The sequence below is a fragment of the Enterobacter sp. MGH 38 genome, from assembly GCF_000492855.1.
GTDB lineage: Bacteria > Pseudomonadota > Gammaproteobacteria > Enterobacterales > Enterobacteriaceae > Enterobacter > Enterobacter hormaechei_C.
In genome coordinates, this window is sequence record NZ_KI535608.1 from 499,053 (window position 1) to 513,204 (window position 14,152).

14 protein-coding genes are annotated in these 14,152 nt (G+C 58.1%); 10 read left to right on the forward strand and 4 right to left on the reverse strand.

The features are described from left to right. Positions 1–6 precede the first annotated feature (6 nt). On the reverse strand, positions 7–795 hold the full coding sequence (gene modE, locus L384_RS08970; RefSeq protein WP_023324338.1) for a molybdenum-dependent transcriptional regulator: 789 nt from the start codon (positions 793–795) through the stop codon (positions 7–9). 127 nt (positions 796–922) lie between these two features. Between modE and L384_RS08965 the strand changes: the two genes are divergently transcribed. The 4 genes from L384_RS08965 (at position 923) to modC (ending at position 3,777) form a co-directional block, all read left to right on the forward strand. Further along, positions 923–1,075, forward strand: a complete 153-nt coding sequence (locus L384_RS08965; RefSeq protein WP_003858549.1) for an AcrZ family multidrug efflux pump-associated protein — start codon at positions 923–925, stop codon at positions 1,073–1,075. 178 nt (positions 1,076–1,253) lie between these two features. Further along, positions 1,254–2,030 (forward strand): molybdate ABC transporter substrate-binding protein, encoded by a 777-nt coding sequence (gene modA / locus L384_RS08960; RefSeq protein WP_023324339.1) that lies wholly within the window; start codon positions 1,254–1,256, stop codon positions 2,028–2,030. Then, positions 2,027–2,719, forward strand: coding sequence for a molybdate ABC transporter permease subunit (modB, locus tag L384_RS08955; protein ID WP_003858545.1), 693 nt, complete (start codon positions 2,027–2,029; stop codon positions 2,717–2,719). Before modA ends, modB begins: the two co-directional genes overlap by 4 nt. Then, entirely contained in the window at positions 2,719–3,777 is a 1,059-nt protein-coding gene (gene modC / locus L384_RS08950; RefSeq protein WP_023303318.1) for a molybdenum ABC transporter ATP-binding protein ModC, read from the forward strand. The genes modB and modC overlap by 1 nt, the downstream gene beginning before the upstream one ends. Here the strand turns inward: modC and L384_RS08945 are convergent, their stop codons facing one another. Then, positions 3,778–4,596, reverse strand: a complete 819-nt coding sequence (locus tag L384_RS08945; protein WP_023324340.1) for a pyridoxal phosphatase — start codon at positions 4,594–4,596, stop codon at positions 3,778–3,780. A gap of 119 nt (positions 4,597–4,715) precedes the next feature. Here L384_RS08945 and pgl point away from each other — a divergent pair, with 119 nt between their 5' ends. Further along, entirely contained in the window at positions 4,716–5,711 is a 996-nt protein-coding gene (gene pgl / locus L384_RS08940) for a 6-phosphogluconolactonase (RefSeq protein ID WP_023324341.1), read from the forward strand. Between the two features lie 102 nt (positions 5,712–5,813). Here pgl and L384_RS08935 read toward each other — a convergent pair whose 3' ends face one another. Then, entirely contained in the window at positions 5,814–7,097 is a 1,284-nt protein-coding gene (locus L384_RS08935) for a putative acyl-CoA thioester hydrolase (protein ID WP_003858537.1), read from the reverse strand. A gap of 223 nt (positions 7,098–7,320) precedes the next feature. On the opposite strand from L384_RS08935, the gene hutI reads away from it, so the two are divergent. The 5 genes from hutI (at position 7,321) to hutH (ending at position 13,566) form a co-directional block, all read left to right on the forward strand. Then, positions 7,321–8,544, forward strand: coding sequence for an imidazolonepropionase (hutI, locus tag L384_RS08930; RefSeq protein WP_023324342.1), 1,224 nt, complete (start codon positions 7,321–7,323; stop codon positions 8,542–8,544). Beyond that, a complete protein-coding gene (hutG, locus tag L384_RS08925) occupies positions 8,541–9,479 on the forward strand; it encodes a formimidoylglutamase (RefSeq protein WP_003858535.1) in 939 nt (312 codons plus the stop codon). Before hutI ends, hutG begins: the two co-directional genes overlap by 4 nt. A gap of 19 nt (positions 9,480–9,498) precedes the next feature. Further along, positions 9,499–10,233, forward strand: a complete 735-nt coding sequence (locus L384_RS08920; protein ID WP_003858534.1) for a histidine utilization repressor — start codon at positions 9,499–9,501, stop codon at positions 10,231–10,233. A gap of 127 nt (positions 10,234–10,360) precedes the next feature. Next, on the forward strand, positions 10,361–12,049 hold the full coding sequence (gene hutU / locus L384_RS08915) for a urocanate hydratase (protein ID WP_003858533.1): 1,689 nt from the start codon (positions 10,361–10,363) through the stop codon (positions 12,047–12,049). Further along, entirely contained in the window at positions 12,046–13,566 is a 1,521-nt protein-coding gene (hutH, locus tag L384_RS08910) for a histidine ammonia-lyase (protein WP_023324343.1), read from the forward strand. Before hutU ends, hutH begins: the two co-directional genes overlap by 4 nt. A gap of 66 nt (positions 13,567–13,632) precedes the next feature. Here hutH and L384_RS08905 read toward each other — a convergent pair whose 3' ends face one another. Continuing rightward, complete coding sequence (locus L384_RS08905) at positions 13,633–14,109, reverse strand: kinase inhibitor (protein ID WP_003858531.1); 477 nt, start codon at positions 14,107–14,109, stop codon at positions 13,633–13,635. Between the last annotated feature and the right edge of the window lie 43 nt (positions 14,110–14,152).

Here is a 14,152-nt window from a genome sequence, read left to right on the forward strand (position 1 = left end):
ATGCGCTTAGCACAATGTGGCGATAATTACCCTGTCTGCATTGAAATATGCGGTCACCACAGCACCTTCGTCTAATTCGGTCGCGTCGTTCACCGGAACGGTGGCGCAGAGCAACTGTCCATCCGGCAGGGTCATCAGCACTTCACACTGTTCTGCGCCGCGCTCGATGTGGCTGATGCGTCCCCGCAGCTGGTTGTCGGCCTCTGCGGCCTGCTCAGGGTTAAGCGTGATGCTGATCCAGGGGGCTTTGAGTAATACCAGCACCTCCTGACCTTCGTTCAGCCCAAGGCGTTGACCACTTTGCGCGGTGATGGCGGCTTTAAGGCGCGTCGTGCCGTCCGCGAGCAGGATCTCAATATGCTCCTGCACCTGCGAATGATCGCGCCCCGTCACCGTACCAAACCACTGGTTACGGGCGCTGGTCTGCAAAGAGAAACGGGAGATGGCGCCCAGCAGGCTGTCCAGCGGCAGGTTGTCGTCATCGCTCAGCACATCAAATGCTTTTTGCTGGATCTGCGCCAGTAAATCGTAGAGCTGGATCAGACGTTGCCCGTAACGCGTCAACACGGCGCCGCCGCCGCCTTTCCCGCCGGTGGCGCGCTCAACCAGCGTGTGTTCACTCAGGGTGTTCATGTCGTTAATCGCATCCCAGGCACTTTTATAGCTGATGCCGGCGTTTTTTGCTCCCTGGCTAATCGAGCCAGTTTGTTCTATTTGTTTTAACAGGGCGATACGTCGCGGATCGGCGAAAAGCTTCTGCTGAAGTCGTAGGGTGAGGAGAATTTCGGCCTGCATAACAGTGTCCCGGCAAAAAGGCTATTGTGACCCAAATGCCCGGGGGCGGAAAGCGCACCGCACAAAAGGGGATGTTTTTCTTACTTTTCAGGGTAGAATAAGCCGTTCACAAGATCTGGAGAAAACCATGTTAGAGTTGTTGAAAAGTCTGGTATTCGCGGTAATCATGGTGCCAGTAGTGATGGCTATCATCCTCGGTGCCATCTACGGCCTGGGTGAAGTGTTCAACGTCTTTTCGAACATTGGTCATCGTCGTGACCAGCCTAAAAAGCAGCAATGATTTCCTCCAAAACGCCCGGCCAGCCCGGGCGTTTTGCTCTCAAGTTTATTCCTCTCCCGCCGATATCTTTTACAACGTTCCTTGAGTTTACGCATTAATGGGTACGATTTAGCGCTAGGAACGCCTGCGATATATCGTTATATTTGTTTGTATATAACGATACGCACAGGAGCTTCAAATGGCACGTTCATGGGTACGCCTTTTCGCAGGGGCAACGCTGACTCTCTCACTCACCGGCCACGCGCTGGCGGATGAAGGAAAAATCACGGTCTTTGCGGCGGCGTCGCTGACTAACGCGATGCAGGATATTGCTGCGGTATACAAAAAAGAGAAAAACGTCGAGGTGGTCTCGTCGTTTGCCTCCTCGTCCACGCTGGCCCGCCAGATTGAAGCGGGGGCGCCCGCGGATCTGTTCATCTCTGCCGATCAGAAATGGATGGATTACGCGGTGGAGAAAAAATCTGTTGATACGGCTACCCGCGAAACGCTGCTGGGAAATAGCCTTGTGGTGGTTGCACCCGCAAACAGCAAGCAGGGCAACATCGCCATCAACAAACAGACGGACTGGACCCGTCTGCTCAACGGTGGTCGTCTGGCGGTGGGCGATCCGGAGCATGTTCCTGCCGGGATTTATGCGAAAGAAGCGCTGCAAAAACTTGGCGCATGGGAAACCTTATCGCCGAAGCTGGCTCCCGCAGAAGATGTGCGTGGCGCGCTGGCGCTGGTGGAGCGTAACGAGGCGCCACTCGGGATCGTTTACGGCTCCGATGCCGTCGCCAGTAAAGGTGTGAAGGTGGTGGGCACCTTCCCGGAAGACTCGCATAAGAAAGTGGAATATCCTGTTGCGATAGTTGATGGACATAAAAATGCGAGCGTGACGGCCTTCGTTGACTACCTGAAGGGGCCTGAAGCGTCCGCTATCTTTAAACGTTACGGATTTACGACTCACGAATGATATTGACCGAACCTGAATGGCAGGCCGTGCTGCTGAGCCTGAAAGTCTCTTCCCTGGCGGTTGCGCTGAGTTTGCCCTTTGGGGTGTTCTTTGCCTGGTTACTGGTTCGCGTGAAGTTTCCAGGCAAAGCCCTGCTCGACAGTGTTCTCCATCTTCCGCTTGTCTTACCGCCTGTGGTGGTCGGATATCTGCTGCTGATCTCCATGGGGCGACGCGGTTTTATCGGCGAATGGCTGTACGACTGGTTCGGACTGACCTTTGCTTTCAGCTGGCGCGGCGCGGTTCTGGCCGCGGCAGTAATGTCCTTCCCGCTGATGGTGCGCGCTATCCGCCTGGCGCTGGAAGGGGTGGATATCCGGTTAGAACAGGCCGCCCGCACGCTGGGCGCAGGCCGCTGGCGGGTATTCCTGACCATTACGCTTCCGCTCACGTTACCGGGCATTATCGTCGGTACGGTGTTAGCCTTCGCCCGTTCGTTGGGTGAGTTTGGCGCGACCATCACCTTTGTGTCCAACATTCCCGGCGAGACGCGGACCATCCCGTCGGCCATGTATACCCTGATTCAGACCCCGGGTGGCGAAGGTGCGGCGGCCCGGCTGTGTATTATTTCGATTGTACTCGCCCTGGTCTCGCTGCTGGTGTCTGAATGGCTGGCGCGCCTCAGCCGTGAACGGATGGGGAAATCGTGATGCTGGAACTCAACTTTACGCAAACCCTGGGCAGTCACACCCTGACGCTGAACGAAACGCTGCCTGCCAGCGGTATCACCGCCATTTTTGGCGTGTCCGGGGCGGGGAAAACGTCGCTGATTAATGCGATTAGCGGCCTGACGCGTCCCCAGTCTGGCCGTATTGTGTTAAATAACCGCGTCTTGAATGACGCGGAGAAGAAGGTCTGCCTGTCACCGGACAAACGCCGTATCGGCTATGTGTTTCAGGATGCGCGCCTGTTTCCGCACTACAGCGTTCGCGGGAACCTGCGTTACGGCATGGCAAAAAGCATGGCCGGACAGTTCGATAAGCTGGTGGCGCTGCTGGGCATCGAACCGCTGCTGGATCGTCTGCCGTCGTCGCTGTCGGGTGGTGAAAAACAGCGTGTGGCGATTGGCCGCGCCCTGTTAACCGCGCCGGAACTGCTGCTGCTGGATGAGCCGCTGGCCTCGCTGGATATTCCGCGCAAGCGCGAGCTGCTGCCGTATCTGCAACGTCTGGCGCGGGAAATCAATGTGCCAATGCTCTACGTCAGCCATTCGCTGGATGAGATTTTACATCTGGCCGACAAAGTGCTGGTGCTGGAAGCGGGCAGGGTGAAGGCATTCGGCAATCTGGAGGAGGTGTGGGGCAGCAGCGTTATGCATCCATGGCTGCCAAAGGAGCAGCAGAGCAGCATTCTGAAGGTGAGCGTGCTGGAGCACCATCCGCACTACGCGATGACCGCGCTGGCGCTGGGCGATCAGCATTTGTGGGTGAATAAAATCGATACGCCGATTCAGTCCACGTTACGGATCCGCATTCAGGCGTCGGATGTCTCATTGGTCCTGCAACCGCCGCTGCAAACCAGTATCCGCAATATTTTGCGCGCAAAAGTGGCGCAGTGTTTTGATGATAACGGCCAGGTGGAAGTGCAGCTGGAAGTGGGCAGCAGAACGCTGTGGGCGCGCATCAGCCCGTGGGCCAGGGATGAGCTGGGTATCAAGCCTGGCCTGTGGCTTTACGCGCAAATCAAGAGCGTTTCCATAACCGCCTGATCACAGCAGGTGGGTATAGATATACTGCGCGATGCTGTCGGTGGTGTTATCACCAATCACCACGTCAGCGCGCGCTTTCACCGCGTCATCGGCATTACCCATCGCCACGCCCGTTCCGGCCGCTTCCAGCATGCTGATGTCGTTATAGTTATCGCCGAAAGCAATTACGTCCTGCATTGATCCGCCCTGCGATTCAACGAACTGGGTCAGACGCCTTCCTTTGCTGTTGCCTTTGCGGGCGATATCCACCTGATCGTGCCAGGACCATTCACATTCCAGACCCAGCGTATGCTCGACAAGTTTTGCGAAGGTATTCAGTTTGGCGGTGTCTTCATCGGTCAGGGCAAATTTCCAGATTGCTTCGACGTCTTCCGCCGCCTGGCGCAGGGAGGAAACCTGAGTAAACACCGGACGCTGCGCTTCCGGCAGAGACAGAGCCCAGTTGCTGGTGCGGATCACATGGCCGGTAGGGCGTTCATACACCATGGCGTTATCCACATACATCAGGCCGTGAATGGCGTGCTCATCCAGTAAATCAATCAATTGCAGCGCCTGCGTAACGGGAAGCGGATCGGAGGCTAAAACCTTTTTTGCCTGATAATCATACAAATAGGTGCCATTACAACAAATTGCAGGTGTATCTAAGCCCAGTGCCTGATAAAAAGGATGAATGGCTACGTGATGTCGACCCGTTACGATGAGAAGTTGATACCCCGCTTCCTGGGCTCGTTTGAGGGCCTCAAGAGAAGAGGGGAGCAGGGTTTTCTGAGGGGTAAGCAGTGTTCCGTCTAAATCCAGGGCAATCACTCGCGAGGTCATTTTTTCTTCCGGGTTAATGTTGAATTTAAGGTCTGTCGGGATGGTACACCGAGAGCGGAACCCTGCAAAATCCCGGACTACAATTCAGCATTCACCGTTAAAAATAATCAGGAGTATTCATGAAACAAACCGTTTATACCGCCAGTCCTGAAAGTCAGCAGATCCATGTCTGGCGTTTGAATACAGAAGGTTCGCTTACGCTGGTTCAGGTTGTTGATGTGCCAGGCCAGGTGCAGCCGATGGTCGTCAGCCCGGATAAACGTTTTCTTTATGTCGGCGTACGCCCCGAATTCCGCGTACTGGCATACCGCATCTCCCCGGATGACGGCGCGCTGACCTATACCGCAGAAGCCCCGCTGCCGGGCAGCCCGACCCATATTTCCACTGACCATAAAGGCAACTTTATCTTCAGCGGCTCCTACAATGCAGGCTCCGTGAGCGTCACCCGCCTGGAAGACGGTATTCCCGTTGAAACCGTCGACGTGGTAGAAGGGCTCGAAGGTTGCCACTCAGCCAACATTTCGCCGGATAACCGCACGCTGTGGGTGCCAGCGCTTAAGCAGGACCGCATCTGCCTGTTTACCCTGAGCGATGACGGCCATCTGGTCGCGCAGAGCCCGGCGGAAGTCACCACCGTGGAAGGCGCAGGCCCGCGCCACATGGTCTTCCACCCGAATCAGCAGTATGCCTATGTCGTTAACGAGCTGAACAGCTCGGTAGACGTGTGGGAGCTGAACGATCCTAACGGGCAGATCGAGTGCGTACAGACGCTGGACATGATGCCATCTAATTTCTCTGACACACGCTGGGCGGCAGACATTCACATCACGCCGGATGGCCGTCACCTGTATGCCTGTGACCGTACCTCCAGTCTGATCACCGTCTTCAGCGTCTCTGAAGACGGCAGCGTTCTGGCAGTTGAAGGCTTCCAGCCAACTGAAACCCAGCCGCGCGGCTTTAATGTCGACCACAGCGGCAAGTACCTGATTGCGGCGGGGCAGAAATCCCACCACATTGCGCTCTATGAAATCCAGGGCGTGCAGGGTCTACTGGAAGAGAAAGGACGCTATGCGGTCGGACAAGGGCCGATGTGGGTTGTGATTAACGCTCATTGATCCGTAGACGAAAAAAAACCTCGCAAATGCGAGGTTTTTTATGCGCGGTTAATGCATGTGGCAGGCCGGGTAAGGCGCAGCCGCCACCCGGCAGCAGGCATTTTACTGCTTCGGCTCAGCAACCACTTTGCTACCCAGACCGCGGTTGTTGTATTCCCACATGCGGTTGAAGTTAGCGTCGTTCAGGTTACGCTGCACGTTGTCTTTATCATCCACCGTGCCGGTGTTGCCGGAGAAAGGACGTTTCGAGATCGCCGCATCCGCCCACGGTTTCGCCATGTTAAAGCCTTCGTTAATCACGCTGTCGCGGATCACTACCTGGCCGTTAGTGGCGGAGTCCACGTCCAGAGAGCGACCAAGCTGCGCCACGCCATCGCCAGCAGCAGTAAAGCGACTATTCACGGCCAGGAAGCCATAGAACAGGTTAGACTGCGTGGCCGGTGCAAAGACGTAACCTTCCTGCTGCGTACGTGAATTCACCACGCGGAAGTCGGTGTTATCAAATACCACCGCGCCGCGGCCAGAGACCATATCCACGTCGCCTTCAATGTAGCTGTTGGTGACCAGAGTACGCGTCAGACGGTTGTTCTGAAGGGTATTCTGCACGCCGCTGTTGGTCACGAAGAAGGTGTTCTGGCGGCCCAGGATATTGACGTTGTTAATCTGTACCTTGTCGCCATCGCTACGCAGCGCCACGGCCTGATGATTACCTGCGTCAACGCTGTCGCCCAGGGTGTTCTGAATGGTCAGGTTTTGCAATTGCAGGCCATTGTTTTGTGACCAGAATACCGCCGAACACATCACGCCAATGGTGGCGGCACGCTTGCGCTGGCAGTTATCAAACATATACCACGCCGGTTTACCTGGCATGTATTTACCGGCCGGGTTTACCAGATGGCGCCAGGTGGTGCTGTCGATCTCTGAATCAATCGCCAGGCCAATCTTTACGTCGACCGCTTTTTCGCCCAGGCCGTAAAGTGTAATGCTTCCCGGTGCCGCCGGAACATAAACGGTTCCTTCGTATTCACCCGGCAGGATGGCAATGTACTGACGAGATGCGCTGTGTTTGGTGATTGCGGCATCAACGGCTGCCTGAATAGAGGTGTGTGTAACGCCCTGCGCCCCGGCCGGGCCGACAACGAAGTCTGGCTGTTTCGGCAGGTTAATAGAAGAAGGCGTCCACGGGGCTGCATTGGGATCCATCGCCGAGAAATAGTGCGCACGGGTGAAGTTCTTCGCTTCAGCCGCTGACAGGATCGGACGGGAAGCGGTGCCCGGAGCAACCTGCTCAGAAGGTTGCTGATCCGGTGGTGTTGAACTGCAAGCGGATAAAGTCACGCCAAAGGCGAGTGCCAACGCCAGACGGGAAATCCTGGAAATATTCAAGGTAATGCTCCTGGGTATGCAAGTCTTATCTGGATAGACGAAATAGCCTGCTTTTTTATACTAAGTTGAGCGAAACGGGAAGATAAAAACCGGAAAAGTTGCATTTTTGCCCGCAGGCGACGGGAAAGTCATCACAAATAAATAACATTTTCCCCCAATGCGGTTGACAGCAGGCGGCAGATGAAAATAAATGTCTATACAACCCATGACAAGTGGAAGGCACATGCAGCAGCTTAATCCCGATGATGTTATATGGCGAAATGCGCGACTGGCAACCCTGGCGACAGGCGAGGCGGAACCCTACGGCCTGAGAGAACAACATGCCCTCGTTGTGCGCGGCCATACGATTCTGGCCATTATTCCTGAATCCGAGATCCCCTCCGGGCATTGTCAGTGTGTCGATCTCGACGGGCGTCTGGTTACTCCCGGCCTGATCGATTGCCACACCCACCTGGTGTTCGGCGGCGATCGTGCAGCGGAATGGGAGCAACGGCTTAACGGCGTGTCATATCAGACCATTAGCGCGCAGGGCGGCGGAATTAACGCCACGGTCACGGCCACCCGCAACAGTTCGCCGGAAACGCTCCTGACGGTGGCGCAGCAGCGACTCCAGCGGCTGATGAATGAAGGCGTAACGACCGTTGAAATCAAATCAGGATACGGTCTGAATGCCGAAGCCGAAGAGAAAATGCTGCTGGTTGCCCGCCAGCTCAGCCTGAATAATCTGGTCGATATCAGCCCGACGCTGCTGGCCGCGCATGCCGTTCCTGCCGAGTACCGACAGGATCCGGATGCCTATCTGGCGCTGGTCTGTGAGCAGATCATGCCCACGCTGTGGCAAAAAGAGTTATTTGAAGCGGTGGACGTGTTTTGTGAAAACGTCGGCTTTACCCCGGCGCAAACCGAGCGCCTGTTCCGGGCCGCCGCCGCGCTCGGGATCCCGGTAAAAGGGCATGTAGAACAACTGTCGAATCTTGGCGGCGCGGCGCTGGTCAGCCAGTATAAAGGGCTGTCGGCCGATCATATTGAGTTTCTCGATGATGCAGGTATTCAGGCGATGGCGCAAAGCGGCACGGTGGCGGTATTGCTCCCCGGCGCGTTCTATTTTCTTCAGGAGCGCCAGCGTCCACCGGTGGCGCAGCTCAGAGAGCAGGGTGTGCCGATGGCGGTGGCTACCGACTACAACCCGGGCACCAGTCCGTTTGCCAGCCTGCATCTGGCAATGAACATGGCCTGCGTCCAGTTTGGCCTCACGCCGGAAGAGGCCTGGGCTGGCGTGACGCGGCATGCGGCGCAGGCGCTAGGACGTGCTGCGACGCACGGGCAGTTAAAGCCCGGTTATGTGGCTGATTTCGTCGTCTGGGAGGCGAATCATCCGGTTGAGATGGTTTACGAGCCGGGGCGGAATCCTTTGTATCAACGCGTGTTTCGGGGGCAGGTAGCATGAAACTGTGGCATCCCGTCTCCCCGCAGGTCTGGCAGGGGCGTGACGACAGCGCCGAGTCCAGCACCGCGAAACGTCTCTTCCAGACCATACAGCAGCGCGAACACTTTTCTCCCGTGCCGTCAGGCATTGCCCTGCTGGGCTTTGAATGTGATGAAGGGGTTAAGCGTAACCAGGGCAGGCCCGGTGCTGCACAGGCGCCCGATGTGTTGCGCGGCGCGCTGGCAAATATGGCGAGCCATCAGGGGCATGCGCGCCTCGTGGATATGGGTTCTGTTTATGTTGAAGGCCACGCGCTGGAGGCGGCACAGCAGGCGCTGAGCGAGGCCATAACCGCGTGCCAGCAATCCGGGATGCGTACTCTGGTTTTCGGCGGTGGACATGAAACCGCCTGGGCGCACGGGCGCGGCGTGCTGGACGCCTTTCCGAACGATCGCATTGCGGTGATCAACCTGGATGCGCACCTCGATTTACGCAAGGCTGAACGGGCAACGTCCGGCACGCCGTTCCGCCAGCTGGCGCACTACTGCGCGTCTCAGTCTCGGGTGTTTCACTACGCCTGCCTGGGGGTAAGCCGTGCGGCGAATACTCAGGCGCTGTGGGAGGAAGCTGAGCGGTTGAACGTGACGCTGGTTGAAGATCTCGATTTTCGCCGGGATGCGCTATCCGCGCTGGATAGCGTGCTTACGCAGGCAGACCGGGTTTATCTCACCGTTGACCTCGATGTGCTGCCTGCCGCAGAAATGCCCGCCGTGTCCGCCCCTGCGGCGTTGGGGATCCCGGCGCTGGATCTGTTCCCGGTGATTGAGCGTATCTGCCGAAGCGGTAAACTACAGGCGGCGGATCTGGTGGAATTTAATCCGCACTACGATCGGGACGGTCAGGGGGCGAAGCTTGCCGCCCGACTGGCCTGGCAAATTGCTCACTGGTGGGCATAACAACATTCAAGGAGTCATGATGTTTTCACGCTCGCCCCTGCCGCAGCCGAGTCCTCCCGCGCCTTTTTACGAAAAGGTGAAGCAGGCGATCAGCGAAAAAATCGCCGCCGGCGTCTGGCGCCCGCACGACCGCATTCCGTCCGAGGCCGAGCTGGTGGCGCAGTTTGGCTTTAGCCGAATGACCATCAACCGCGCACTGCGTGAACTGACCGATGAAGGGTTGCTGGTGCGCCTGCAAGGGGTCGGGACATTTGTGGCGGAGCCAAAAGGACAGTCGGCGCTGTTTGAAATCCGCAGCATTGCCGATGAAATTGCCGCCCGCAACCATCAGCACCACTGCGAGGTGCTGGTGCTTGAAGAGACGCAGGCCAGCGCCGAACAGGCCATCGAGCTGAACGTTACCGAGGGCACCCGGATTTTCCATTCGGTGATGGTGCACTATGAGAACGACATTCCGGTCCAGATTGAAGATCGCTGCGTCAACGCGGAGCGGATACCGGACTATCTGAATCAGGATTACACCCAAACCACACCGCATGCGTATCTCTCGCTCGTCGCCCCGCTGACGGAAGGGGAGCATATCGTGGAAGCCGTGCGCGCCACGCCGCAGGAATGCGAGCTGTTGCGTATTAAAGAGCACGATCCCTGCCTGCTGATCCGCCGTCGTACCTGGTCGTCCTCGCAAATTGTGTCGCATGCGAAGCTGCTGTTCCCGGGAAATCGCTACCGGTTGCAGGGCCACTTTATGTCATAAGTTTTATAAGCGTGATCGCTAACGCAATATAGCAAAATTGTATCTTTTTTGTTAAATCCGACCTTGTGTGTGCTTGTCTATACAAGTATATCTAAATGCATCATCTGTCCCTTATGAGGAACACACAATGTCGTCAGATAAATACCGCAAGCAGGATGTCCGCGCCGCGCGCGGCACCACGCTCACCGCAAAAAGCTGGCTCACCGAAGCACCGCTGCGCATGTTGATGAACAACCTTGATCCTGAGGTAGCAGAAAATCCCCACGAGCTGGTGGTCTACGGCGGCATTGGCCGCGCCGCACGCAACTGGGCGTGCTATGACGCGATTGTCGAGTCTTTGACGAATCTCGAAAACGACGAAACGCTGCTGGTGCAATCCGGCAAACCGGTTGGCGTATTCAAAACCCATAAAAATGCGCCCCGCGTGCTGATTGCCAACTCCAACCTGGTGCCGCACTGGGCGACGTGGGAACACTTCAACGAGCTGGACGCAAAAGGGCTGGCCATGTACGGCCAGATGACCGCCGGTAGCTGGATCTACATCGGCAGCCAGGGGATTGTGCAGGGCACCTATGAAACCTTCGTGGAAGCGGGCCGTCAGCACTATAACGGCTCACTGAAAGGCCGCTGGGTGCTCACCGCCGGACTGGGCGGCATGGGCGGCGCGCAGCCGCTGGCCGCGACGCTGGCGGGCGCGTGCTCCCTGAACATTGAGTGCCAGCAGAGCCGCATCGATTTCCGTCTGCGTACCCGCTATGTCGATGAACAGGCCGACAACCTCGATGACGCGCTGGCGCGCATCAAAAAGTACACCGCTGAAGGCAAAGCCGTGTCGGTTGCCCTGTGCGGCAACGCGGCGGATATTCTGCCGGAACTGGTGGCGCGCGGCGTGCGTCCGGATCTGGTCACCGACCAGACCAGCGCTCACGATCCGCTCCACGGCTATCTGCCAAAAGGCTGGACGTGGGAAGACTACCAGCAAAAAGCGGAAACCGATCCTGAGGGCACGGTACTGGCGGCTAAACGCGCCATGGCGGAACACGTCTCCGCGATGCTGGCCTTCAGTAAGATGGGTATTCCGACCTTTGATTACGGGAATAACATCCGCCAGATGGCGAAAGAAATGGGGGTGAATAACGCCTTTGACTTCCCCGGCTTCGTGCCCGCCTATATCCGTCCTCTGTTCTGCCGCGGCATTGGGCCGTTCCGCTGGGTTGCCCTGTCCGGCGATCCGGAGGATATCTACAAAACCGATGCCAGAGTGAAAGAGATTGTCGCCGATGACGAACACCTGCATCGCTGGCTGGATATGGCGCGCGAGCGCATTAACTTCCAGGGCCTGCCGGCGCGTATCTGCTGGGTCGGGCTGGAGTGGCGGCAAAAACTCGGCCTCGCCTTTAACGAAATGGTGCGCAGCGGCGAAGTCTCCGCGCCGATCGTCATTGGCCGCGACCACCTGGACTCCGGCTCTGTCGCCAGTCCGAACCGTGAAACCGAAGCCATGCGCGACGGCTCGGATGCGGTCTCCGACTGGCCGCTGCTGAATGCCCTGCTGAACACCGCCAGCGGCGCGACCTGGGTGTCGCTGCACCACGGCGGCGGCGTCGGGATGGGCTTCTCCCAGCACTCCGGGATGGTCATCGTCTGTGACGGAACTGATGAAGCGGCCGCGCGTATCGCTCGCGTGCTGCACAACGACCCGGCAACCGGCGTGATGCGTCACGCGGATGCGGGTTACGAGATTGCCATTGATTGTGCCAAAGAGCAGGGCCTGAACCTGCCGATGATCCCCGCCACACAAGGAAAGCCTGCATGAACGCGTTAACACTTACTCCCGGCTCGCTGACGCTCAAACAGCTGCGTCACGTCTGGCGTCAGCCGGTGACACTCTCCCTTGATGAAAGCGCCCACCGTGCCATTAACGACAGCGTGGCCTGCGTGGAGGCGATTGTGGCGGAGGGGCGCACCGCCTACGGCATCAATACCGGGTTTGGCCTGCTGGCGCAGACCCGCATCGCCACGCACGATCTGGAGAATTTACAGCGTTCGCTGGTGCTGTCGCACGCGGCGGGGGTTGGCCAGCCGCTGGACGATGAGATCGTCCGCCTGATGATGGTGTTGAAAATCAACAGCCTGGCGCGTGGGTTTTCCGGCATTCGTCTGAGCGTGATCCAGGCGCTGATGGCGCTGGTCAATGCGGAAGTTTATCCGTGGATCCCGGCGAAGGGCTCCGTCGGCGCCTCCGGCGATCTGGCGCCGCTGGCGCATATGTCGCTGCTCCTGCTGGGTGAAGGCCAGGCGCGCTGGCAAGGGGAGTGGCTGCCTGCGAAAGAGGCGCTGAAAAAAGCCGGTTTAACGCCGATCACCCTCGCGGCAAAAGAGGGGCTGGCGCTGCTCAACGGCACGCAGGCGTCGACCGCTTTCGCGCTGCGCGGTCTGTTTGAAGCGGAAGATCTGTTCGCCTCGGCGGTGGTGTGCGGTGCACTGACCACTGAGGCGGTGCTCGGCTCGCGTCGTCCGTTCGATGCCCGCATCCACGAGGTGCGCGGCCAGCGCGGTCAGATTGATGCCGCTGCCATGTACCGCCACGTACTTACCGATACCAGCGACATTGCCGAATCACACCATAACTGCGAGAAGGTGCAGGATCCGTATTCCCTGCGCTGCCAGCCGCAGGTGATGGGCGCATGCCTGACTCAGCTGCGCCAGGCGGCAGAAGTGCTGCTGGTGGAGGCCAATGCGGTGTCCGATAACCCGCTGGTGTTTGCCCAGGAAAACGAGGTGGTTTCTGGCGGCAACTTCCACGCCGAGCCGGTGGCGATGGCGGCAGATAATATCGCGCTGGCGATTGCCGAAATCGGGGCGCTGTCTGAGCGTCGAATCGCGCTGATGATGGATAAGCACATGTCCCAGCTGCCACCATTCCTGGTGCGTAACGGCGGCGTGAACTCGGGCTTTATGATCGCCCAGGTCACCGCCGCGGCACTGGCAAGCGAGAACAAGGCGCTGTCGCACCCGCACAGCGTGGACAGCCTGCCAACCTCAGCCAACCAGGAAGATCACGTGTCGATGGCCCCGGCTGCCGGGCGTCGTCTGTGGGAGATGGCCTCTAACACCCGCGGCGTGCTGGCGGTGGAGTGGCTGGCGGCGTGTCAGGGTATTGATTTGCGCGAAGGGCTAACATCCAGCCCGCTGCTGGAGCAGGCGCGTCATACGCTGCGCGAGCACGTTACGCACTACGATGACGACCGCTTCTTTGCGCCGGATATTGATAAGGCGATGCAGCTTCTGCAAGAAGGGCGGCTGGTGGGGTTATTGCCTTCCGTGCTGTGATTTTTACCCTCACCCTAACCCTCTCCCTGTGGGAGAGGGCCGGGGTGAGGGCATCAGCCCGCACGATTACGAATACATCGCCGTAATCGACGCGCTACCCAGCGAATGGAAATGCACGTTAAAGCCTACCATCGCGCCGCTCGCCCCTTCGTCGACCTCAATCTTGTCCACATCCAGCGCGTGCACGGTGAAGATATAGCGGTGCGTTTCCCCTTTTGGCGGCGCCGCGCCGCCGTAGCCCGCTTTGCCAAAGTCAGTGCGCGTCTGAATCGCACCGTCAGGCAGAGCAACCAGATCGGAACCGGAGCCCTGCGGTAATACGCGCGTGTCGGCGGGCAGGTTTGCCACGATCCAGTGCCACCAGCCCGACCCGGTTGGCGCATCCGGATCGTAGCAGGTCACAACAAAACTTTTGGTTCCCGCTGGCACATCGTCCCACGCCAGATGGGGAGAGATATTATCCCCCTGATAACCCATCCCGTTAAACACGTGACGTTCCGGCAGCTTTTCGCCGTCGCGCAAATCTTTACTGATGATTTTCATCCGATTTTCCTCGTTACTCACTCATTCAGAAAGTGTAACGCAT